The sequence below is a fragment of the Paucibacter sp. KBW04 genome (genome assembly GCF_003852425.1).
In the GTDB taxonomy this organism is placed as follows: Bacteria; Pseudomonadota; Gammaproteobacteria; order Burkholderiales; family Burkholderiaceae_C; genus Paucibacter_A.
Map to the genome: position 1 here is coordinate 1 of NZ_QAJN01000017.1, position 23146 is coordinate 23146.

At 64.5% G+C, this 23146-nt stretch carries 18 protein-coding genes, 1 pseudogene and 1 riboswitch; of the genes and pseudogenes, 9 read left to right on the forward strand and 10 right to left on the reverse strand.

The genetic code is table 11. The features are described 5' to 3' along the window. Window positions 1-200 (reverse strand): annotated as a pseudogene (locus DBR47_RS20560) (branched-chain amino acid ABC transporter permease); the annotation flags it as partial. Between the two features lie 346 nt (window positions 201-546). Here DBR47_RS20560 and DBR47_RS20565 point away from each other — a divergent pair. Both DBR47_RS20565 and DBR47_RS20570 read left to right on the forward strand, forming a co-directional pair. Beyond that, on the forward strand, window positions 547-2538 hold the full coding sequence (locus tag DBR47_RS20565; protein WP_124453615.1) for an ATP-binding protein: 1992 nt from the start codon (window positions 547-549) through the stop codon (window positions 2536-2538). Between the two features lie 50 nt (window positions 2539-2588). Continuing rightward, window positions 2589-3947, forward strand: a complete 1359-nt coding sequence (locus DBR47_RS20570) for a sigma-54 dependent transcriptional regulator (RefSeq protein ID WP_124453617.1) — start codon at window positions 2589-2591, stop codon at window positions 3945-3947. 10 nt (window positions 3948-3957) lie between these two features. Here the strand turns inward: DBR47_RS20570 and DBR47_RS20575 are convergent, their stop codons facing one another. Further along, the gene (locus DBR47_RS20575; protein WP_231512422.1) at window positions 3958-4971 is read right to left on the reverse strand and encodes an amino acid ABC transporter substrate-binding protein; all 1014 of its coding nucleotides are present in this window, start codon (window positions 4969-4971) and stop codon (window positions 3958-3960) included. Between the two features lie 166 nt (window positions 4972-5137). Here DBR47_RS20575 and DBR47_RS20580 point away from each other — a divergent pair, with 166 nt between their 5' ends. Continuing rightward, window positions 5138-5797, forward strand: coding sequence for a gamma-glutamylcyclotransferase (locus DBR47_RS20580; RefSeq protein WP_124453619.1), 660 nt, complete (start codon window positions 5138-5140; stop codon window positions 5795-5797). Here DBR47_RS20580 and DBR47_RS20585 read toward each other — a convergent pair. Then, window positions 5785-6453, reverse strand: coding sequence for an NTP transferase domain-containing protein (locus DBR47_RS20585; protein ID WP_124453621.1), 669 nt, complete (start codon window positions 6451-6453; stop codon window positions 5785-5787). The genes DBR47_RS20580 and DBR47_RS20585 overlap by 13 nt on opposite strands. 217 nt (window positions 6454-6670) lie before the next feature. On the opposite strand from DBR47_RS20585, the gene pdxH reads away from it, so the two are divergent. After that, window positions 6671-7309, forward strand: coding sequence for a pyridoxamine 5'-phosphate oxidase (pdxH, locus tag DBR47_RS20590; protein WP_124453624.1), 639 nt, complete (start codon window positions 6671-6673; stop codon window positions 7307-7309). A 79-nt stretch (window positions 7310-7388) separates the two neighbouring features. Here the strand turns inward: pdxH and DBR47_RS20595 are convergent, their stop codons facing one another. The 6 genes from DBR47_RS20595 to DBR47_RS20620 all read right to left on the reverse strand — a co-directional run bounded on the left by DBR47_RS20595 (window position 7389) and on the right by DBR47_RS20620 (window position 16669). Further along, window positions 7389-9500 carry a TonB-dependent receptor gene (locus DBR47_RS20595; protein ID WP_124453626.1) on the reverse strand — a complete coding sequence of 704 codons (2112 nt, stop codon included), beginning with the start codon at window positions 9498-9500 and terminating at the stop codon, window positions 7389-7391. A 112-nt stretch (window positions 9501-9612) separates the two neighbouring features. Next, complete coding sequence (locus tag DBR47_RS20600; RefSeq protein ID WP_124453628.1) at window positions 9613-10017, reverse strand: hypothetical protein; 405 nt, start codon at window positions 10015-10017, stop codon at window positions 9613-9615. Window positions 10018-10027: 10 nt separating this feature from the next. Further along, window positions 10028-10612: a DUF3299 domain-containing protein gene (locus DBR47_RS20605; RefSeq protein WP_124453630.1), complete on the reverse strand. Its 585-nt coding sequence runs from the start codon at window positions 10610-10612 to the stop codon at window positions 10028-10030. 95 nt (window positions 10613-10707) lie between these two features. Further along, a complete protein-coding gene (locus tag DBR47_RS20610; protein WP_124453632.1) occupies window positions 10708-11973 on the reverse strand; it encodes an FtsX-like permease family protein in 1266 nt (421 codons plus the stop codon). Beyond that, window positions 11970-12728, reverse strand: a complete 759-nt coding sequence (locus tag DBR47_RS20615) for an ABC transporter ATP-binding protein (RefSeq protein WP_124453634.1) — start codon at window positions 12726-12728, stop codon at window positions 11970-11972. Before DBR47_RS20615 ends, DBR47_RS20610 begins: the two co-directional genes overlap by 4 nt. A gap of 86 nt (window positions 12729-12814) precedes the next feature. Then, the gene (locus DBR47_RS20620; protein WP_124453636.1) at window positions 12815-16669 is read right to left on the reverse strand and encodes a DUF748 domain-containing protein; all 3855 of its coding nucleotides are present in this window, start codon (window positions 16667-16669) and stop codon (window positions 12815-12817) included. Window positions 16670-16749: 80 nt separating this feature from the next. Here DBR47_RS20620 and DBR47_RS20625 point away from each other — a divergent pair, with 80 nt between their 5' ends. Continuing rightward, window positions 16750-17544 (forward strand): YdcF family protein, encoded by a 795-nt coding sequence (locus DBR47_RS20625; protein WP_124453638.1) that lies wholly within the window; start codon window positions 16750-16752, stop codon window positions 17542-17544. A gap of 230 nt (window positions 17545-17774) precedes the next feature. Here DBR47_RS20625 and DBR47_RS20630 read toward each other — a convergent pair whose 3' ends face one another. Then, window positions 17775-19334, reverse strand: a complete 1560-nt coding sequence (locus DBR47_RS20630; RefSeq protein WP_124453639.1) for a UbiD family decarboxylase domain-containing protein — start codon at window positions 19332-19334, stop codon at window positions 17775-17777. Window positions 19335-19606: 272 nt separating this feature from the next. On the opposite strand from DBR47_RS20630, the gene DBR47_RS20635 reads away from it, so the two are divergent. The 4 genes from DBR47_RS20635 (at window position 19607) to DBR47_RS20650 (ending at window position 23125) form a co-directional block, all read left to right on the forward strand. Further along, window positions 19607-20476 carry a lytic transglycosylase domain-containing protein gene (locus DBR47_RS20635; RefSeq protein WP_124453641.1) on the forward strand — a complete coding sequence of 290 codons (870 nt, stop codon included), beginning with the start codon at window positions 19607-19609 and terminating at the stop codon, window positions 20474-20476. A gap of 36 nt (window positions 20477-20512) precedes the next feature. After that, window positions 20513-20653, forward strand: a riboswitch (ZMP/ZTP riboswitch). A gap of 70 nt (window positions 20654-20723) precedes the next feature. After that, window positions 20724-21974, forward strand: coding sequence for a serine hydroxymethyltransferase (gene glyA, locus DBR47_RS20640; protein ID WP_124453643.1), 1251 nt, complete (start codon window positions 20724-20726; stop codon window positions 21972-21974). Between the two features lie 24 nt (window positions 21975-21998). After that, window positions 21999-22442 (forward strand): transcriptional regulator NrdR, encoded by a 444-nt coding sequence (gene nrdR, locus DBR47_RS20645; RefSeq protein ID WP_124453645.1) that lies wholly within the window; start codon window positions 21999-22001, stop codon window positions 22440-22442. A gap of 125 nt (window positions 22443-22567) precedes the next feature. Further along, the gene (locus DBR47_RS20650) at window positions 22568-23125 is read left to right on the forward strand and encodes a GspH/FimT family pseudopilin (protein WP_124453647.1); all 558 of its coding nucleotides are present in this window, start codon (window positions 22568-22570) and stop codon (window positions 23123-23125) included. Window positions 23126-23146: the final 21 nt, after the last annotated feature.

Here is a 23146-nt window from a genome sequence, read left to right on the forward strand (position 1 = left end):
AGGGCCCAGCCGGGCAGGCCCGAATCAGACAGGGCCGAGACCACGGTCCAACTCACCAGCGCCCCCACCATCAAAATCTCGCCATGCGCGAAATTGATCAGGTTGATGATGCCGTACACCATCGTGTACCCCAGCGCCACCAGGGCGTACATGCTGCCGAGCACCAGACCGTTGATGATCTGTTGCAAAAAAGTTTCCATGGCCTGTCTTCCTAAAAAAATATTTGCGGATGACTGCCACGCTCCCGGTGAACCGGAAGACGCGGGTCGATGCCAAGACATTCGCAAGCCACATGCCAAAAATCACACATCGCGGGTATTCACCGAGGGCTCCCCATGGGGGCGCAGGCGATTCGGCCCGGCCTGCGGGCCGGCGCGTGCGGAAATCGGCACCAGGCCGCAGCAGCGCGTGTGAAGTTCGACACTGCGCCCTGCAAATCGGCGCTGGCTGGGTGCGCCTGGCGGAGCGGACGAAGGGTCGGCCCTGGGCTCGCAGTGCCAGGCCTCGAGCACAGCCCTCCCGGCTTTGGGCACACTAGCGGCCTGTATGCAGACCCGCAAGCCCAGCGCCCCCCACTCAAGCTCGACCGACTCATCACGTCTGCGTGAGCTGGGTTGGCGCGAACGGGCGGTGCGCTACTGGAGCCAACCCAGCATCCTGGCCAGCCTGACCCTGGTGCTGATGGCCCTGGGCCTGGCCCTGGGTCACCGCCTGAGCGAGCGCGCCGGCATGGAGCAATTGGCCGCCGTGGCGGCCGAGCGCCTGGAGCTTTACGCCGCCAGCCTAGAAGCACAACTGGCGCGTTACGACTACCTGCCCAGCCTGATCGCCATCGATCAGGACATGATGGCCGTACTCAACGCGCCCCAAGATGCCGCCCTGCGTCAGCGCAGCAGCCGCAAGCTGGCCCGCATCAATGTGCGAGCCGGCCTGGGCCTGATCTTCATCATCGACGCCCAGAACCGGGTGGTGGCCTCCAGCGAGGACTATCCCGCCAAGAGCGGCGGGGGCACAGCCGGCCCGCAGACCCCGGCCGAGGCCTTGATGCAGCGTTTGGGGGCCCACATCAGCTCGGGCGCCGGCCAGTTCTTTGCCGCCGACGCCAGCAATGGCAGCACCGACTACTTTCTGATCCAAAGCCTGCAGCGCGAGGGCCGCGACGTGGGTCGGGTCGTCGCCAAGCTGAACCTGGCGCCGCTGGAAGCCACCTGGGTGGACCAGGGCCTGCGCTCCCAGGGCGAACGCCTGCTGGTGGTGGACAGCCATGATGTGGTCATCATGTCTTCGGTGCCGGAGTGGAAGTACCACCTGCTCAATCACAGCACGCCCGAGCTGCGCCAGGAGTTATTAGCCAGCGGCCGCTACGCCGGGCCCATGCTGGCCGGCCTGGGTATCGCCATCGAAGGCCTGGCGCGCAGCGAGACCAGCCTGGTGCAGGTGCAAGAACCCATGCCCGAGGGTTCGAGCAAGCCGGGCGCGCGCAATCTGCTGCTGGCCCAGGAGCGCGCCGTCGTGCCCCTGGCCCTGCGCCTGGTGACGCTGTCCGACCCTAGCGAGGTCTGGCTGCATGCCCGCTATGCCGCCTGGGGCGGCGCGGCGGTGGGCACCTCCATCGGCCTGGTCGCCCTCTACCTGGCCTTCAGGCGGCGGGCGGTGCAGCAGCTGTTCCGCGCCAGCGAGGCCTTGCAGCGCGCCCATGCCGAGCTGGAGCGCCAGGTCAGCGAACGCACGCATGAGCTGCGCAGCACCAATGAGGAACTCAAACACCAGATCAACCAGCGCCTGAAGGCCGAGGACGAGCTGATCCAGGCCGGCAAGCTGGCCGTGCTGGGCCAGATGTCCGCCGGCATCTCGCACGAGATCAACCAGCCGCTGACCGCCTTGCGCGCCCTCTCCCGCAACAGCCTGCTCTTGCTGGAGAAAGGCCGCAGCAGCACGGTGGCCGAGAACCTGTGCGCCATCGACGAGATGGTGGAACGCATGAGCAAGATCACCCGCCAGCTCAAGAGCTTCGCCCGCAAGGCCGAGGCGGTGCACACGCCGGTGCTGCTCAGCGCCGCCATCCAAGGCGCTCGCCTGCTGCTGGACCACCGACTGCAGGCCGAGCAGGTGCGGCTGGAGATCAAGCTGCCCGAGGGCATGCGCGTCAACTGCGACGGCAACCGGCTGGAGCAGGTGCTGGTCAATCTGATGGGCAATGCCCTGGACGCCATGCAGGGCTGCAACAACCCCTGCCTGCGCATCAGCACGGCCCCGTTTGACAGCGATACCCCAGGCAAGACCCAGACGCCGGCTCAAACCCGCGTCTGGCTGCGCATCATCGACAACGGCAGCGGCATGCCGGCCCATCTGCTGCAACGCTTGTTTGAACCTTTTTTCACCACCAAGCCGGCCGGCCAAGGCCTGGGCCTGGGCCTGGTGATTTCATCAAAAATCGTGCATGAATTTGGCGGCAGCCTGCGCGCCCGCGCCAATGCCTCTGAGGGCTCGAACGAACCCGGCATGTGCTTTGAGTTCGATCTGGAACTCAAGACTTGAGGCTTGCGCCACCACACCCACAAAGAATCCCCAAAGAGACCCCCCTCACCATGTTTGAAGGCTACAAAATTTTGTTCGTCGAGGACGACCCACCCGTCCGCGCCAGCTTGACCCAGACCCTGGAGCTGGAAGGCCTGGACGTGATCGCCTGCGGCAGCGCCGAAGAGGCCCTGCCCCATATTCAGGCCGGCGCGCAAATCGTCGTCGCCACCGATGTGCGCCTGCCCGGCATGGACGGCCTGGCCTTGCTGGACCATGTGATCAAGACCGACGCCGAGATGCCCGTGGTGCTGGTGACGGCGCACGGCGACGTGGCCATGGCGGTGCAAGCCATGCGCACCGGGGCTTACGACTTTCTGGAAAAGCCCTTCGCGCCGGAACGATTTGTCGACACCCTCAAACGCGCGCTGGACAAGCGGGTGCTGCAGGTGGCGGTGGACGAGTTGCGCGGGCAATTGCAGCGGCGCAGCGGCATGGAGGCGGTGCTGCTGGGCAACTCGCCCGCCATGCAGCAGGTGCGGGCCCAGGTCTTGAACCTGGCGGACACCTCGGCCGATGTGATGATTCTGGGCGAGACCGGCACCGGCAAGGAGTTAGTGGCGCGCTGCCTGCACGACCAGAGCAGCCGACGCGACCGCAACTTCGTCGCCATCAATTGCGGCGGCCTGCCCGAGGCCTTGTTCGAGAGCGAACTCTTCGGCCACGAGCCCGGCGCCTACACCTCGGCCGGCAAACGCCGCATCGGCAAGATCGAGCACGCCAACGGCGGCACTCTGCTGCTGGACGAGATCGAGACCATGCCCATGACGCTGCAGATCAAGCTGCTGCGAGTGCTGCAGGAGCGCAAGGTCGAGCGCCTCGGCTCCAACGACGAGCTGCCCATCAATGTGCGGGTGATCGCCGCTACCAAGGCCGATCTGCGCGCCCTGAGCGAGCAAGGCAAGTTCCGCAGCGACCTCTACTACCGCCTCAATGTGGCGACGCTGCAGCTGCCGCCGCTGAGCGAGCGGCGCGAGGACATCCCTTTGCTGTTCGAGCATTTTGTGGCCCAGGCCTGTGCCCGCTACGAGCGCCAGGCGCCCGAGCTGACACCGCAACGCCTGCGCGAATTGCTGGCCCACGACTGGCCCGGCAATGTGCGCGAGGTGCGCAATGCGGCCGATCGTTTTGTGCTGGCCATCGATAGCAAGGAAGGCGCTTGCAGCGATGAGGTCGACAAGGCCGCCGCGCCCGGCGCCAGCCTGGCCCAGCAAATGGACCAGGTGGAAAAGGCCTTGATCGAACAGGCCTTGCGCAAATGCCAGGGCCGCATCCCGGCGGCCATGGAGATGCTGGGCACGGCCAAGAAGACGCTTTACGACAAGCTCAATCGGCACGGCATCGAGCTGGACAAGTTCCGCTCGACTTGAGCGTTCGGGCTCAGCGGTAAAGCGCGGGGTCGGGCGAATCCGTAGGCTTGGCGATCACCTTTTTGAAGGCCTCGCTCATGGCCAGCTGCAAATTGATGCCGCGTGGGGGGATGGGTGAGAGAAACCACTTCTTGTAAATGGCCTGGATCTCACCGCGCTGGTAGAGGCCGGCAATGACCCCGTCCACCAAGGCCTTGTAGACCGCATCATCGCGCGGCAGGCCGATGGCATAGGGCTCGACGGAATAGGCCTCCTCCGAGATCACGAACTCGGCCGGATTCGGCGCCGTCAGCAAAGACATGCGCAAGAGCACATCGTCCATGGCGTAGGCGACGGCCCGGTCGGTTTGCAGCAGGCGGAAGGCATCGCGGTCGTCCAGGCCTACGAGGATGCGCAGGTCCAGCTTGTGGGCCTGATTGGCCTGATGCAGGAACTGGATGCTGGTGGTGGCGATGGTGGAAGCCACCGCCTTGCCGCGCAGATCTTCCAGCGTGCGCACCTCGGACTCGCGCTTGGACAGCAAGCGGCTTTCGGCCACAAAGGTGGTGAGGGAGAAGGCCTGGGTCTTTTGCCGCTCGCTGGTATTGGTGGTCACACCACATTCCAGATCCACTGAGCCATTGCCCACCAGGGGCATGCGGGTGGCCGAGGTGACGGGCAGGAGCTTGACCTCCAGCTCCGGCATGTCCAGGCGCTTCTTCACGGCGGCGATGACCTGCTGACACAGATCGATGGAATAACCTTGCGGCCGCAGCTTGGCGTCGAGGTAAGAGAAAGGCGCGGATGCGACTCTAAAACCCAGCACGATCAGGCCGGTGTCGCGGATCTTGCGCAAGGTGGGCGAGTCTTGCACCGAGGCCGGGCTGCTGGCCGTTGCAGCGCCCGCTCCTGCATTCGCACTGGCGCTCGCGCCAGCCGAACCCGCCGCCCAGCTGGCACCGGCCAGCAGCCAAGCCGCCAACAGGATCAGCAGCCATGGGGGAGAGAAGGCAAAGCGCGTGAATGGGAAACAAGGCAGAGGCAAGATGAAATCCAAGAGCACCGACAGCGGGACCCAGGCATTGTCCTCAGGCCACAAGCCTGCACAAGCGGCCTAACCCCGCTTGCCAACAAGGGGCGAGCTGAGGCAGGCTTGGGACGCGGCCCTGTTCAGCCGGCGCCCACCCCTTGTTTTGTGGCAGCATCAAGCCATGCCTTCTGCCAGCGCCCAGAACACCGCCCACGATCTTCCGGCCCTGATACGCGGCCTGCCCGAGCGCAGCCAGCGCCTTTACCGCGAGGCCGAAGCCGCCTGGGACCGCGAACAAGGCCTGCTCTTGTTTGCCTACGGCTCCCTGATCTGGAAGCCCGGTTTCGACCCCGCTGAGCAAGGTCCCGCCCTGGTCCACGGCTTCCACCGTGCCCTGCGCCTGCGCTCCTTGGTCAACCGAGGCAATGCGCAACAGGCCGGCCTGGTCCTCTGTCTTTTGTCGGGTGGCAGTTGCCGGGGGCTGTTTTACCGCGTGGCGCCAACGCAGAGCGCCGCCGTCCTGTGCGAGCTGTGGGCGCGCGAGATGGTCGTGGGCTCCTACGAGCCGCGCTGGCTGCTTTGCCAGACGCCACAAGGCCCGCGCCCTGCCCTCAGCTTCACCCTGCCCCGCCAAAGCCCTGGCCTGCAAGCGCATTTGGACGATGCGGCTCTGCTGCACATTCTGCGCCATGCGCAGGGCCGCTACGGCAGCACCCTGGACTATCTGCAGCGCACCGTCATCAGCTTGCGCTCACACGGGATTTGCGATGCCGAACTGGAACGCCAACTCACCCTGGCCGAGCGCCACGGCCTGTTGAAAGAAGCAGCTCAGAGCTGTTGACTGCGCAAGCGGTCCAGGTCTTCCACCGTGTCCACATCGACCAGCACTCCGGGGTCATCGACCTCCACCGCTTGCGAGGGATAGCGGGCCAAGATGCGGCGCGCGCCTTCGTCGCCTTGCAATTCCAACAGCTCGGAATACAGCTCGGGGCTGAAGCCCACGGGGTGGCCCTGCCGCCCCTTGTACTGGGCAAAGGCGGCCGGGTATTGCTCGATGGCCGCGGCCACCGCCAGGATGCTGCTGGGACGCAGCAAAGGCATGTCGGCCGGCATGATGAGCCAGCCATCGGCATCGCCGCTGGCACTGACACCGGCCGCGATGGAGTAACCCATGCCGACCGGTGTGGGTCGGCCCTGGGCATCAAAATCGGGACGCACCACCACATCGGCACTGGCCACCCAGCGCTGCACCAGTGGCGCGAGTTTGGACGTGGTCACCACCACGACGGGCAGACCGCTGTCGATGGCATGGCGCAGGCTGCGCGAGAGCACGGTGTCTTGACTGAGGTCTGAGAAGTCGGCGTTGCCCTCGGGCTCAAGCCCGGCCATCGGCTCCGCCGACTGACCCAGTCTTTGCGCCAGTTTGTGGCCGGAGCCGTGAAATCGTATGCCGCGCCCTGCCGCCAGCACGACCACAGCAGGTCGCCGTTTGCTCATCCGCTTGAACTCACTTTTAGAAAACCCTCTCGAGCTGCCCCGGTCTGACGCCGGGCTAACGCCAGAGTCCACAGCATGCCGCCCGGGGCCTGGGCGTGGAACTGGGGCCAACACTTAGGGTGTTCTACGAGCCAGCTGACATATGTCCCCTCCTTGGGCCGGGCTCACACAGAGCCCGATCAAGGCAGGCGTCGATAAACATCGCATACTTATGCCCATGAGCAAATTATCCGATCTGCGTAAAAGCTATGAGCAAGGTGAGCTGGACGAGAGCGTCGCTGCCGATCAACCCCTGAGCCAGTTCAAGCAATGGCTGGATCAGGCCTTGGCCGGCGAGATCCCCGAGCCCAATGCCATGACTCTGGCCACGGTCAACGCACAGGGGCGGCCCTCCACCCGCATCGTGCTAATCAAGGGTTTTGATGAGCGCGGCATCGTCTGGTTCACCAATTACGACAGCCGCAAAGGCCAGGAGTTGGCCAACAATCCGCACGCCGCCCTGCAGTTCCACTGGGTGGAGCTGGAACGGGTGGTGCGCATCGAGGGCGTGGTGAGCCAGGTGGATGCCGCTGAATCCGATGCCTACTACCATTCCCGCCCGCTGGACTCCCGCCTGGGTGCCTGGGCCTCACCGCAAAGCCAGGTGATCAGCTCGCGCGGGGTGCTGGTGGCCAATGCCGCCAAGGCCGCCCTGCAGCACGGCATGAACCCGCAGCGCCCGCCGAACTGGGGCGGCTTCCGTCTGGTCCCTGAGCGCTGGGAGTTTTGGCAGGGGCGCAAATCGCGCCTGCATGACCGCATCAGCTACCGCCGGGATGAAGCGGGCCACTGGATCAAGGAAAGACTGGCCCCCTGATCGCCGCCGCAAGCGCGGAGTGAAGATAGAGCGGGGTCAGGTCTTGCCTGCCCCGCCCTCTTGCTTGCTTTGAACTCGCTTAGAAGCGAACCTGCACCCCGGTGTGCAGGGAGCGCCCGGCCAGCGGACTCAAATCTCGGATGGTGGCCACCGAGGAGGCGCTGTAGGCCAGCTTGTTGGTCAGATTGTCCAGCTTCAAGTACCACAGCGCATCGCTATTGCCCAGCATGAACTGGCGCGCCAGGCTCAGCTTGACGATGCCGTAACCCGCGGTGGGCTTGTCCAGCACCGGCACGCGGTCCTGGCGCGCGGCCAGGCGCCATTCCAGGCGGCCCGACCAGGCGCCTTGGCTAGCGTCCAGGCCCAAGGTGGCGCGCAATGGCGCCAGGCGCGGCAAGGCTTCGCCGGTGGCACGGTTCTCGCCGCGCACGCCGTCCAACTGGGCCGAGAGGGTCAGCAGCGCACCCGGCAGCGCTTGGGCCGGCAGGGTCCATCGCCCTTCCAGCTCAAAGCCCTTGAGCAGAGCTGGCACCGATTTAAAAGCATAGACCGGTAAGGCGTCCGCGCCTGGCTCCTGATGCTGCTCGCCGGTCGCATCGAGCGCGATATAGCTGGAAAAGCGCGTTTGGTAGACGTTCAGGCGCAGCAGCTGATTCGCCGTCTTCCACTGCAGGCCCAAGTCCACGCCCTTGGCCTTTTCCAGGCCCAGATCGGCGTCGCCGCGCTCGAAGGCACCGCTGGCCACATGCACGCCATGGGCATGTAACTCATAAAACATGGGCGCCCGCTCGGTGCTATTGAGATTGAGGTTCAGGCTCAGGCCTTGGACCACACTGGCCAGGGAGTAGCTACCGCTGAGGGAGAAGCTGTGCGGCTTGAACTTGCGGGTGCTGGCCGCGCCGAACTTGGGCTCGGCGGCGTCGGCCGCATCGCCGTCGCTATCCACCCGCACCGACTCGGCGCGGGCGCCGGCCGACAGGCTCAGAGGGCCGGCCTCATACTGCTCCAGCACAAAGACGGCGCCGTTTTCGGTGCGCGAACTGGGCACCAAGGCCTCTTCGCCCAAGGCCGAGAAGTCAGACTTCTCCCACTGCAGACCCAGCACGCCGTGCACCGGGCCGAAGGCGCGATGCTCGGCCTCCAGGCGCAGATCATTGCCATGGCTCTTGAACACCGTGCCGACTTCGCCCGTGCCTTCGATCTCCTTGTGCTCGTAGTCGCTGCGGCTGAGCTGCCAGCTCAGGCGCTGCAGCAAGGCACTCTTGTCCTCGCCGGCGCGCCACTCACCGGCGGCGGCCAGGCGCTGGCGTTGCATCTTGATCTTGATATCGGGCTCCACCGTCACGCCGTAGTCGCTGCGGTAGTCATCCACCGAGACGCCCGCAAAACCATTGGCAAACACATAGGACGCGCCCAGCGCTCCACCATGGCTGTCCGAGGCCGAGTTGCGCACATGGCGGCTAGGGCCGTCCACGCTGTCAAAGCGCGGCGTGCTTTGATCACCGGCTCGCCGCCCCGACAGATCGGCATGCCAGGCAAAGCCTGCTTTGCCCTCACCCGTGCCGCCTTCCAGCAGCAAGGCGGCATTGCGCTCGGCAGAGGCGCCGCCCAGGCGCAGCTCGGCCGCACCGCCGAAGCTTCCCAAGGCCTTGCGGGGAATGCGGTTGTCCAGGGTATTGACCACCCCACCTACCGCATTGCCGCCGTAAAGCAAGGCGGCCGCACCGCGCAGCACCTCGACCTGCTCGACCACCAAGGGGTCCAGAGGCACGGCGTGGTCAAAGCTCAGGCTGGAGGCATCAACCGAGCTGCCGGAATTGCTCAGCATGCGCACCCGGTCGCCATCCAAGCCACGGATGGTGGGTCGATTGCTGTTCGGGCCGAAGTAGCTGGCGCCCACGCCGGGCAGGCCGTCCAGGGTCTCGCCCAGGGTGGAGGCACGGCGCAGGATCAAGGCGTCGCCCGAGAGCACATCCACCGGCTGGGCCAGATCGGCGCTGCGCAATGGGTTGCCGGTGGTGACGACGCGGTCAAGCTTCTGGGCACCGGCCGAAGTGGCCTCGGTCGGCAAGGCGGCGGGCTTGGCCGTGTTTTCTTGGCCATGGCCGATCAAGGGGAAAGCAGCCAGGCTCAGGCACAGCAGATGGGCGCTCAGGGCCAGGGGCCGAGGCGCGAAAAAAGTCGTTTGCATGGAAATCTCGTGTAGGCGCGCGTCGACTCGTGAGCGACAGCGCAAGCCAGGATGGGAAGGAAGGAGCAGTCCACCGACCCGCAGCTTGGCGGGCTCGGCAGAGGCCTACAGTTCAAGCCATCAAACGAGAGGGAGGACCGCGCGCGCCGCGCTTCCAAAACAGCTGCGCGGCCGCACTGGCGGGCAGCAGGCCGGGCACGTCGCCCCTGCCCATCTGCAGCAGGCCGAGCTCGCAGCCGGCCGTGGGCAGCTGATGCTGGCCCAGCTGATCCAAGAGATGGCAGGCGGCGTCGCCCGCCTGGTGACCCCAAAAACCAGTGTCGGTCCATGAGCTGGAGCCAGCCTTGGCGCCCGCTTGATGCAGGGCCAAGATCGCCACAGGCGCATTGCCGTGCACCACCCGGTGCCATTGGCCCAGGGCCTGCATGCTCAGCAAGCACAGCGCACACAGCAGCGCCAAGCAGAACTTAACCGTCTGGCTGGCTGCTGCGGTAGTGGGCGGCGCGCGTCTCAGCATCGATTAAGAATCAGGGCTTGTAGGCCAGGGGCTGGCCCTCGCTGAGGCGATAGAACAGGCCGTAGGGGTCGTCATTCAAGACCGACAACACGCCCTCGACCAGCACCGGCTCCAGGCTGTAACGCACGGGCTGTTTGGTCCGCACCTCGATCAAGCCCTCGGGCCCGGCCGGCACGCAAAAAGAACAACTGGTGGGCACCGAAGACAAGAGGAAGTGGCGCTGCTTGTCACCCGGCTCCAGCGGCATCATGAAGCCCTGAACCTTGACGGTCTTCTTGTCCAAGGCCTGCACCGCACTGGGGAAGACCGGAATCAGCCGGGTCTTGTCGGCCTTGGTCGTCACCGAAGACAGCAAGCTCCAGGTCAACACGCCTTCATGCTCTTGCAAAGGTTTGAAAGGGCTGCGCGGGTCGTGATAACCCGGCCCCTGGCCGATGACCGGCGCGGGCTGGGCCCAGACCGACACCGGCGCCAAGCCGGCCAGCACGCTCGCCAGCAGCAAGGCTGGCAAGCCAACAGGCCGAGCAAGGCGAGGGCTGCGCAACTGGCGGTTGAAAGTCGGGGCCTGCTTGTCCACGTTGGCGTTGTTTCTCATGAGTAAGAGCCCGTCAGGCATGACGGAAAGCGCTATTGTGCCTGCGCCTCCATGACAGGGCCGTCACAAGAGCAAGCAAAAAGCCTCCCCAAGCCTTAGCGCGGCGCCTGCAAAAGCTCGGTCACATCCAACCTGAAGGCCCGCCATGCCGGCCAGGCGGCAGCCAGCAAGGCCAGGCCCAGGGCCAGGGGCAAGACCAGCCACTCCCCCGCCGCCCACCACCAGGCGCTAACGGGCAGGGAATGCTGGCTCGCCAGCAGCTGGCCCAACAGACCCGCCAAGCCATGGCCCAGGGCCAGACCCAGGACGGCGGCCAGGGCGGCCAAACTCATGGCCTCCAAGCTCACCAAGGCCGCCACACGCCAGGGCGGCGCGCCCAACATGCGCATCATGGCCAGATCGCTTTGCCTGGCCCGCACCGCATGCAGCAAGGCCACAAACACCGACAAGCCGGCCGAGAGCAGCATCACCGCCGCAAAGCCCTTCAATACTTCCTCGCCCGCCCCCACCATGCGCAGCAAACGGGCCGTTTCCAGGGCCGGCGCGCTGGCCTGCAGACCCGGCTGGGCATTGACCCAGCGCGGCAGGCTGATGGCGGCCAGAGGGCTGCGATAAGTCAGCAAGACCAGCGTGATTTCGCGTGGTGGCTGCTCGGCCTCGTGTCCGTGCCCGTGCCCGTGCTCGCCATGATGCTCATCATGGTCCTCATGCTTGCCTCCTGCTGCTGAGGCTGCAGCCGGATGGTGGGCCTCATGCGCCGCCCACACCGAGCGCAGATCGGTCAGCACCAGGCGATCCAAGACCGCGCCACTACCCTCCAGAATTCCCACCACCGTGTAGGGCTGGCCGGCATGCGCGTCGCCCTGCTCACCCAGGCCATGAGTGCTGGCAAACTGATCGCCCAGCTTCAAACCCAGTTCGCGTGCCACCTCGGCGCCTAGCACGGCCTGCATGGGTGCATCCCACAAACGGCCTTGAGCCAGGGTAGAAGCACTCAGCTCCAGGTACTGCGGCGTCGTGCCCACCAAGCGATAAGCGCGCAGGCTGTCACCCAAAGACAGGGGCACGGCCCGCGCCACCAGGGGGTGGGCGCGCAGGGTCTCCAGCGTGGCCAAAGGAATATTGCTGGTGGGCACGTCCAGATGGAACACCCCCGACAGCAAAATCTGCATGGGGCTGCCCTTGGCGCCCACCACCAGATCGATGCCCTTCAGATCACGCTTGACTCCGGCCTCGATCTGCTCGGACACCAGCATCACAAAGCTGATCGCCGCCAGGCCCAGGCTCAAGAGCAGCAGATTCAAGGCCGCCGTCAGAGGTTGGGACCAGAGGTACGTCCAGGCCAAACGCCACAGCTTCATGCCAGGCTCCCGGTCGCGCCGTCAGCGCTTGTAGCGCTTGTAGCGCCTGTAGCGGCGTCAACGGCATCAGCGGCGTCGGGCAGCACCAGGGTTTTGGCCCCGGCCGTGAGCGTCGAGTCAGCCCATTGCTTGGCAATGCGGCCGTCGTGGGTGGCCAGCAGCAGGCTGGCGCCCTGCTCTCTCGCCGCTTCCTGCAGCAGGCGCAAGACCTGGGCGGCATTCGCGTCGTCCAGGCTGGCACTGGGCTCATCGGCCAGCAGCAGGCGGGGCTTGCGCAGCAGGGCCCGCGCCAGGGCGACGCGCTGGGCTTGGCCCACGCTGAGTTGATGCGGGTAGCGGGCGGCCAATTCGGCCAGACCCAGGCGCTCCAGCATGGCCCCTGCTCGCGCGGTATCCGGCGGCAAGCCCACGCTCAAAAATGGCAGGCTGAGGTTGTCCATCACCGTCAGCGCCGCACTGAGATGCAGGCGCTGGGGCACAAAGCCCAGGAACTCGCCCCGCCAGGCATCGCGCTGACGCAAGCTCAAGCCCTGCAGAGCGCGGCCTTGCACCCTGACCTCGCCGCTCGTGGGGCTCAGCAGGCCGGCCAGCAAAGCCAGCAAGGTGGACTTGCCGCTCCCTGAATTGCCGCGCAAAAGCAGGTGCTGACCGGCGGCCAGCTCGAAATCGGCAAAGCGCAGGCTGCGCCGAGACCCCGGGTAACGATGGCTCAGACCCTGGACCTGCAGCAAGGGTGGCGATCCGGTCTCATTCATCAGGGCTGGGGTGCTGCAAACCAGGGAATTTCATGGGTTTCAGGCGACTGGCCAAGTTAAAAAACAAGGCGCAGAGCATAGCCGCCTCAATCGGTGGCCAGCTTGAGTTCTACCGTCGGCGTCCAGCCCTCGCCCTTGCCTGAAGCCTCGCTGTGATGCAGCTTGGGGCTGGCCAGGAAGATGCGACTATTGGGCAGGCCTTTGGCGATCAAGGCATCGCGCACAGCCACTCCGCGGGCGAGAGCCAGGGCTCGCACGCGGTCCTCGTCTATGGGAAAGCTGACCAAGAGCAGGCTGCGCATCTCAGACGCCGGCAAATCCTTGGCAAAACCCAGCACATTGCGCGGCTTGTTGGGCAGCTTGGTCGCCTCGTAGACCGACTTCAGCAAACGGGCGCGGTCGGCCTCGCTGAGGCTGAGATCGGCCGCGGCCGCTTGGGCATCGCCGCTAGCAGTCTGGCGGCGCTGCAGTTCCAGGCGGCGCTGCGCCAGCATCGCGCGCTCCAGCTGGGCTTGTTGGATGGCATCGCGCTCCTGCTCCAGGTCGGCAGAGCCGATGATGGTCAGGTTCAGGCTGGGCTTGTCGAGCAAGGCCTTGGCCACCTTGTCCAGCACCTGGGGCGAGCTGGGCGTGGCGCTGCCGGGCGCAAAGGCGATGCGGCTGTGATCATCACCCCCGCCGCCGCTCAGCAACGAAAAAGGCGAGGTCAAGGCCTTGCCGATCAGGTTCAGCACCAACTTCCAGACCACGGCCCCCACGCTGAACTGCGGATCGTTGATGGAGCCGGACACCGGCAGATCCACATCGATCACCCCGTTGCGATCCTTCATCAAAGCCACCGCCAGCAGCACAGGCAGCTTGGTCGCGTCGGGGCTGGCCACGGCTTCGCCAAAGGTCAGCTGATTCAGAATCACCTGGTTATTGGCCTGCAAGGCGCCGCCCGGCTCTATCTTGTATTGCACCTTGGTGGACAGCTTGCCGCGTTCGATCGCATAGCCCGCGTATTTGGCGGCATAGGGCGAGAGCGGAGCCAGCTCGATATCGGTGGCGCTGGCGCGCACATCCAGCTGCAGGGGTGAGCCCAGGGGGTTGAGTTGGCCCTCGATTTCCAACAAACCCGTGCCTGCCACCTTGCCCCGCAGTTGCAGCGGCGCCAGGCCGGCCTGGCCGCTCTTGACCGCCCCCAAACTGCCCTCCAACTCGGACAGCTGGGCGCTGTAATTGGGGCGCACGAAGTGATCGGTGAAGTCCACCCGGCCCTTGCTGATGCGCGTCTGCTCCAGGCTGATCTGCAGTGGCAGGGGCGCTGGCGCTGCGACGGCTACCGAGGCGGCAGGCGCCGCGGGCGGGGCCGCAACAGGCGCTTCAGCGGCCTTGGCCTCTTTTTCTGCCCCCAGGCTGCTGAGGTTGAAGTGGCCCTGCTCATCGATCAAGAGGCGGGCGAAGAAATCGCTCAATCGCAACTCGGCAATCGCCAGCTGCGGCGTTTGCTTGGGCTTCATCTCAAAGCGCACGCCGTCGAGATTCAAGGCCTGCCAGTTCAGCAACTCCTCACCCAGCACCCGCTGACCGTCCTGCAGCCGGGTTTGCTGCAAGCGCAGATCGGTCAGCAACACATCGGCTTTGGCGCCGGCCAACCAGTCACTGCCCTGTTGTTTGCCATTGAACTCACCGCGCAAGCCCAGCTCGGCTCGCTGCAGAGAAAAGCCCAGGGCCGGGTCCAGATAGGGGGCCAGCAAATGCAGGGGCAGGCGCTCGGCTCGCAGCTTGCCGCTGGCACTCAGGGGCTCCAGCACAATGCGTCCTCGCCAATCAAAGCTTCCCGCCGGCACGGCAGCGGCGGCGATTTGTGTCTGCCCACGACGACCGGCTCGGCGCCCCTCCTGCTGGGCCGCTTGCACCCCACCCATGCGGAAGTTCAGCTGGGCGGCGCTGCCCGCCTTGCTGCCCGGCCAAGCCACATCATCCAGGCGCAAGCGCAGCTGGTCGGCCTTCAGCGAAGCCACACCGGCCGGCGCGGCCGCGTCCTGCAGACGCAGCTGACCGCCGTCGACCTTGAGCGATTGCAGGCTCAGCCGCCAATCCTTGGACCTTGGAGCCACTGGCACCTTAGGTTCCCCCTCGTCTTCGGGCGCTGACAACTTCAAGACCGGCCGCCTCCCAGCCTTGGGCGCAGGCGCTTTCTTCGCAGCCCCAGCGGGCGCGGCCGCGGGCAGCAGCGCGGCGAAATTCCAATCCGCGCCCTTGGCCCTTGCCAGCAGCAGATCGGGCTTGCTCAAACTCAGCTCGCCCGCCTTGATTGCCTGGCCGCCCAGATCCAGCTCGGCCTTGTCCAGTTTCAAAGCATCCAGTTTGAACAGCGCCTCAGCGGACTTGGCACCCTGGGCAGTCGCACTCAGCTTGCTGACTTGCAGGTCCTGCAGGCCTAGGCTCAGGCGCGCCAACGGGTTCTCATCCAGGGGCTGGGTCAGTTTGATGCTGGCACGGCCCGAGGCATGGGCAGTGAATCTGAGCGGCGTCTGAGCCGCCCAATAGGGTTCAAACCATTGCAGGGGCAGTTGCTCCCAGGCCAGCCCGGCCGTCAACTCGCTTGGGCTGATTTGAGCTTCACCCTTGAGCTGGGACGCCGCCGCGGCCTTGCCCGCTTCAGGCTGCAGCTGGGCGGAAAAAGCAAGTGGGCTGGCCGACTTCAGGGGCCACTGAATCGCCCCCAAGCTCAGCTCCAGCTGCGTCAGGTTCAAAGCCACCCGCCCGGGCACGCCAGCGTCACGCCAGCTCAGCTTTGAATCGCTCAGCTTGAATTGATCCAGACTGAACTGCCAGGGCGAAGCCGCAACCGCATTCTTGCTCGGAACCGGCTTGGCCGATGCGCTGACGGACGCATTGGCGGCCGGCGGCGCCGTGCCGCTCGGCAGCCAGATATGGCCGGCGGCATCGCGGTCGAGCTGCAGGTCCAGGCCCTGCCAGTTCAACTCAGCCAGGGCGATGTGCTGCTGCAGCGGCTGCACCTGCTTGAGGCCAAGCCCCAAGGAATTCCAAGCCAGCCAAGGCGTTTGATCGGGCTTTTGCAAGGCAAAGTCAGCCAGCTTGATCTGACCCGACAGCGTCAGCTGCGGCTTTTGCTTGGGAGGCTGTTGAAACTGAAGGGCCAGCTCGGCCTGCACCTTGCCCTTGACCAAGCGCAGGGGCAAGGCCGCGGGCAGATAGCCCAAATAAGGCGCCAGGTCCAGCTCGTCCAACTTGAAATTCAGCTTGGCTTCCGGCTGGGCTGCAAAAGGCAAGGCCTCCCCCTGGCTGCCGAAATGAACCCCGTTCAGAACGCCGGCCAGCACCGGCTGCACCCAAACCTTGACGTCGGCACTGGCGGTGGAGACAAAAGGCAGGGCCAGTCGCAACTGGCTCAGCTCATGGCGGCGCTGCAGGGGCTGGTCATCCAGCAGGATTTGGCCGTCTTGCAGCTGAATGTTGTAAAGCGCCACCGCCAGGGGCTCGCTCTTGGCTTTAGCTGGCACGGGTGCGCTGAACTTGGCGATCAGATCATCGATGTCGTAATGGCCTTCGGCCGTGCGCGTCAGGCGCAGCACCGGCTTTTGAATGGCCAAAGCGTCCACCACAGGGCTGAGATGCCAGAGCGAGCTGAGGGACAAATCCACGTCCAGGCGATCCAGCGTCAACAGAGGATCGTGCTGCTTGGGCAGGCCTGCCACCCGCACATCCTGCAGGCTGAGCCCCAAGCGCCAGGGGGCAAACTCGACCCGACCGATGCTGAGCTCTCGCCCCAGGGCTTCGCTGCCGGCCTTGGCCCCCAGGGATTGGACCAGTCTGGGCACCAAGAGGTAGCTGACAATCATCAGCAGCAAAAGGCTGGCAAACACCATCAAGACCCAGCGTTGCCAGGACTTCAAACGCGGGCGGGAACTCAGGACTTCGGATTTGGACACGGTGGGCGCTTTGCGGAAAGCCGGCTCAGCCGGCCAAGTCGGGTTCGCTCATTCTCAATCGAATATGCATAGAAAGCGCCATGACCCCCCATGATTTGAAACCTTTTGTCCTGGCAGCCCTGCTGCCACCAACGCCCTTCTTGCTGCTGGCCTTGCTGGGCCTGGGCTTGCAGGGGCGGAAACGCCGTTTGGGCAAGGGGTTCTTGCTTGCTGGCCTGCTCGGGGTTTGGATGAGTTGCACCGACGCGACAGGGCAGCTCTTGGCCAGCCATCTCTTGAGGGTGCCGCCCGGTCTGAGCAAGGAACAGCTGCTCGATTTGAAGCGCTCATCCCTGCAAAACCATGATGTGGCTGTCTTGGTGCTGGGAGCGGGAGCCCGCCGAATGGCGCCTGAGTACCTGGGCCCAAGGCTGAAAACCCTCAGCCTGGAGCGGCTTCAGTATGGGGTTTGGCTGTCCCGCCAGTTGCAAGCGCCCCTGGGTTTTTCTGGCGGCATTGGCTGGAACTCCAAGCAACGCGGGGTCAGCGAGGGCGAATTGGCCCAGGACGCGGTTCAAAACGAGTATCTGAGCCGCCTGCGCTGGGTTGAGAGCAAGTCCAGAGACACGGCGGAGAACGCCAAGCTGAGCTTGCCCTTGCTCAAGGCCGAAGGCATACACAAGGTCCTGCTGGTCACCCACGATATGCATATGCCCAGAGCCTTGCGCGCCTTTCAGGCCGAAAGCCAAGGCGAGCTAGAAATCATCGCCGCGCCCCTGGGCTTGGCGGCCGAGGGCGGACAGACCGACTGGGAGGATTGGTTCCCAAGCTGGGAGGGCATGCAACGGGTGCAATACGCGGTGTACGAGGGCTTGGGGCTGCTGGCAGGCCGCTGAATCGGATCAAGCTCTGCGTCACCCGAGGTTTAGCACCCTGAAAAAAGAAACCCCTGGAAAGAGAAACCCCTCTCGACCCGAAGGCGGAGAGGGGTGGATGGCTGACGCCACCGATGGGGCTCTCAGGCGATTTGCCCGAGGGCTCCTGGCGCGCAATGATTGCGCCAGAGGGATTGCCTTGCACAGGCCTCCTTAATCTAGGTGAGCCCAATCAACAATTCAAGGACGAATCAAGATTTACTCGAAAAAAGGCGATCGAACATCTGATCGGCCTTGCTTTGCACCTCGGGTGTCATCTCAATCGCCCGACCCCATTCCCGGCTGGTCTCACCCGGCCATTTATTGGTGGCATCCAGCCCCATCTTGCCGCCCAGACCGCTGATGGGCGAGGCGAAGTCCAGGTAGTCGATGGGCGTGCTGTCCACCAAGGTGCAATCCCGCACCGGGTCCATACGGGTGGTGATGGCCCAAACCACTTCCTTCCAGTCCCGCACATTGATGTCCTCATCCACCACCACGATGAACTTGGTGTACATGAACTGGCGCAGATAGCTCCACAGGCCAAACATCAGGCGTTTGGCATGGCCGGGGTAGGACTTCTTGATCGAAATCACCGCCATGCGGTAGCTACAGCCCTCTGGCGGCAGATAGAAATCGACGATCTCGCTGAACTGCTTTTGCAAAATCGGCACGAACACCTCGTTCAGCGCCACGCCCAGGATGGCCGGCTCGTCCGGCGGCTTGCCGGTGTAGGTGGAGTGGTAAATCGGGTCGGGCCGCTGGGTCAGCCGGCCGACCTCAAAGACCGGGAACCAGTCCTGCTCGTTGTAATAGCCCGTGTGATCGCCGTAGGGGCCTTCCAGCGCATGCAGATAACCGCCCTTCTCCTTCAGCGGCACGCCGTCTTCGCTGACGCCGGTGTAGCCTAACGCCGCCACCGGGATGTGGCCCTCCAGCACCATCTCTGCACTGGCGGGGACCTGCAACATGCGGCCGCCCTCGCCCACACCGCTGTCGACCAACTCGGTTCGGGATCCCCGCAGCAAGCCGGCAAACTGATATTCAGACAAGCTGTCCGGCACCGGCGTCACCGCACCCAAAATGGTCGCTGGGTCGGCGCCCAGGGCCACGGCGATGGGGAAGGGCTTGCCGGGATTCGCCAAGGCGAAGTCCCGGAAGTCCAGCGCCCCGCCCCGGTGGGCCAGCCAGCGCATGATCAAGCGATTGCGGCCTATCAGCTGCTGGCGGTAGATACCCAAGTTCTGACGCAGCCGCGGCTGAGCAATGCTTTGCGGGCCGCGCGTCACCACCAAGCCCCAGGTCAACAAGGGCGCGACATCGCCGGGCCAGCAGGTTTGAATCGGCAGCTTCTTCAGATCGACCTCGCTGCCTTCAAACACTTCCTCCTGGCAGGCCGCCTTGCGCACCATGCTGGGCTTCATATCCCACAGGGCCTTGGCCATGCTCAGCAAGCGACCGGCATCCTTGAGCCCCTTGGGCGGCTCGGGCTCTTTGAGGCTGGCCAGCACATGGCCGACGTCCCGCAACTCCCGCAGGCTCTCTGCGCCCATGCCCAGGGCCACACGACGGGTGGTGCCGAACAAATTGGTCAAGGCCGGGGTCTTGTGGCCGGTGGGCCGCTCAAACAAGAGGGCAGGACCTTCGGCGCGCAAGACTCGGTCGCTGAGGGCCGTCATCTCAAGCACAGGCGAGACCGGCTCGGCAATGCGCCGCAGTTCCTGGATGTCCTCCAGACGGCGGATAAAGTCACGCAAATCTCTGTACTTCATATCTTTTGGTAATATCAAAGCATTGTCTAAAGCTTGACGAGTTATTTTTGCTCCCTAGAATTTCCGAAACTTTGGGAATCCCAGGGTTAACCCGTGCCTTCGGCCCCAGTGCCTGGAGGCACCCCGCTGCCGATGAAGGTCGACCACTTGGCGTCTTTTGTCCTGCCCTCAGGCAAGACAAAAGCCAGTGGAAGGATCGACCGATTATCACTGTCGCGCTTGCAACGCCTGGCCTCGGCCGGGCGCGAAGCGCCGCAGAACGAAGGAGTCGCATGACAGCACGTCGTGATCTTTTATCCTTGGTGCGTGGCACTCGTGCCACCCTGTCCTTGTTCATCAAGGACATCGGCCAAGGCCTGTTGGTCGTCAGTCATAACAGTTTGGCCCTGGTGGGCTTGGCCGTTGTGGCCCTGGGTCTGGTGTTTGCCAGCCAAGCCGATTTGCGCAAGAACCTCGAAGAGCAAGCCCTGGGCTGGCTCAATGCCCGCGAAGAAGCGCGCGCCCTGGCCGATGGCAGCGCCCCGCTTTCCGCCGCCGAGCCCAATGCCGTCGAGCGCGCCACCGCCGCCGACCCCAAAGACCTACCGCGTCAACAAGCGGCCGTGGCCATGTGGTTGTCGCGCCGCTACAAGGTGGCACCCGAGCCCATCAGCCGCCTGGTCCAGGAAGCCTGGGCGATTGGCCAGAAAGCCCAGGTCGAACCGACCTTGATCCTGGCCATCATGGCCGTGGAGTCCAGTTTCAACCCCTTTGCGCAAAGCCCCGTGGGTGCGCAAGGTTTGATGCAGGTGATGACCAGCGTACACAACGACAAGTACGAAGCCTTTGGCGGCAATCTGGCGGCCTTCGATCCGATCACCAACCTGCGCGTTGGCGTGCAGGTACTCAAAGAATGCATCCAGCGCGCGGGCAGCGTCGAGGAAGGCCTGCGTTACTACGTCGGCGCGGCCAACCTGCCGGATGATGCGGGCTATGCCGCCCGGGTGATGGAGATTCACGGACAGATGAAGAGCGTGGCCACAGGTCGCCCCGTGCAGGCCAAGCCCATGCGCGACGCCGCACCCGTGCCCCTGGCCAGTGCCAGCCCCTTGGCCGGCGGCGACAGCCCTGTGCAGGCCGAAAAGGTCGCCCTGGTTCAGTAAGAACGGCTCGGCTGCGCTTCAGCTGAGGCTACACTTCACGCTTCGCGCGACTGGCGATAAAAGGTTGAGCGGCTTCTAGCCAAGTCAATCGACCCGAGGTGGTGGACCACCGGGAAGCGCGAACGATCTCTGGACTGTGTCCGAGACCGCATCAAGCCGTTCGCCTGGGCAGTTCTGCAGCGCATTCATGGGTCCAACCCAAGATTTGCGTTCGCCAGAAACTCCACTTCAAAGCTCAGCCACCATCATGTTTGATCGCAGCACCTCTACCCTTGCCCAAGTTGACCCCGATCTGTGGGCAGCCGTCCAAAACGAGAACCAGCGTCAAGAAGACCATATCGAGCTGATCGCCTCCGAGAACTACACCTCGCCGGCCGTCATGCAGGCCCAGGGCAGCCAGCTGACCAATAAGTACGCCGAAGGCTATCCCGGCAAGCGCTACTACGGTGGCTGCGAGTACGTGGACGTGGTCGAGCAACTGGCCATTGACCGCCTGAAGGAGCTCTTCGGCGCCAACTACGCCAATGTGCAGCCCAATTCCGGCTCGCAAGCCAATCAGGGCGTGTTTTTTGCCCTGCTGCAGCCCGGCGACACCATCATGGGCATGAGCTTGGCCGAAGGCGGTCACCTGACCCACGGCATGGCCCTGAATATGAGCGGCAAATGGTTCAACGTCATCTCCTACGGCCTGAACGCCAAGGAAGAGATCGACTACGACGCCATGGAAGCCCTGGCCCGCGAGAAGAAGCCCAAGCTCATCATCGCCGGTGCCTCGGCCTACAGCCTGCGCATCGACTTCGAGCGCTTTGGCAAGATCGCCAAGGAAATCGGCGCCTATTTCATGGTGGACATGGCCCACTATGCAGGCCTGATCGCCGCCGGCGTCTACCCCAACCCGGTGCCCCATGCCGATGTGGTGACCTCCACCACCCACAAGAGCCTGCGCGGCCCCCGCGGCGGCATCATCTTGTGCAATGACGAAGCGATCGCCAAGAAGATCAACTCGGCCATTTTCCCCGGCATCCAGGGCGGCCCCCTGATGCACGTCATCGCCGGCAAGGCCGTGGCCTTCAAGGAAGCGCTGACGCCCGAGTTCAAGGCCTACCAAGCCCAAGTGGTCAAGAACGCCAAGGTCCTGGCCGACACCTTGATCGAACGCGGTCTGCGCATCGTCTCGGGCGGCACTGAGAGCCATGTCATGTTGGTGGACCTGCGCCCCAAGAACCTGACCGGCAAGGAAGCCGAGGCCATCCTGGGCGCAGCCCATATGACCTGCAACAAAAACGGCATCCCCAACGACCCGCAAAAGCCCATGGTCACCAGCGGCATCCGTCTGGGCACACCGGCCATGACCACGCGCGGTTTCAAGGAAGAACAGGTGCGCGCCACCGCTCACCTGATCGCCGACGTGCTGGACAAGCCGCATGACGAAGCCAATCTCGCAGCCGTGCGCGCCAAAGTGGCCGCACTGACCCGCGATTTCCCCGTCTACCGCTAATAAAACTCAAAGGCCAGCCCGGCGATGCGTTGCCCCTTTTGCAGTCATACCGAAACCCAGGTCTCCGAGACACGTGAGTCGGATGAAGGCGATGTGGTGCGGCGGCGTCGCCGTTGCTTGGCCTGCGACAAGCGCTTCACCACCTACGAGCGGGCCGAAATCGCCCTGCCCGTGGTGGTCAAAAAGGACGGCACCCGCGCCGACTTCGACCCCAAGAAGCTGCGCGCCTCCATGCAATTGGCCTTGCGCAAGCGGCCGGTAAGCATCGAACAGATCGACGCCGCCCTGGCCAAGATTGAAGAAACCCTGCTGACCAGCGGTGCCCGCGAACTGCCCTCCACCCGCCTGGGTGAGTTGGTGATGCGCGAACTCAAGCGCATCGACAAGGTGGCTTATGTGCGCTTTGCCTCGGTTTATCGCAGCTTTGAAGATGTGGATGAATTCCACAAGCTGATCCGGGAGATCTAAACCTCCCCCCCCCAGCCCCCTCCCCCATCGGAGGGAGCTCGTGCCCCCTTCAGCAGGACAGAAGTCGCCCCCTCGAACGCCTAGATTTTGCTCATCGCCCCGAGCAAGTTCAGCAGGAGTCCGAGATGCGCGCCACCCACTTCATTCAGTTCAGCAGCAAGCGCCACAACCGGGGCCTGAGCCTGATTGAGCTGCTCACCGGCTTGTGCATCAGTGCCGTGCTGCTTTCGCAAGCCGTTCCGGCGCTGGAGCGCATGAAGCAGAGGCAACGCCTGAACCTGCACGCGCAGACCTTGATGATGGACTTGAAGCACGCCCGCCATGAGGCCTTGCTCGGTACCGAAAACGTCAATCTGCTCTTTGAACAACAAAGCCAGGGTGCTTGCTACATCGTCTACACCGGGCCCAGCAAGCAGTGCCATTGCGATGCCAGTGGCGTCGCCGTTTGCACCGGCGGCGCCAGGGCCCTCAAGTCCCAATGGCTGCCCAGCGAGCAGAAGATCGGGTTAAGAACCAAATCCAGCCATCTGAGCTTCAGCGCCAAGCAAGGCGCAGTGACACCCACCGCCAGCATCGACCTCAGCACCCAGGAGGGTGATTCCATTCGGCAAATCATCAGCGTCGCTGGCCGCGTTCGCAGTTGCAGCCCCAATGCCAGCATGGGTCAATATCCGGCTTGCTGAACAAGGTCGGCGGCACCAACG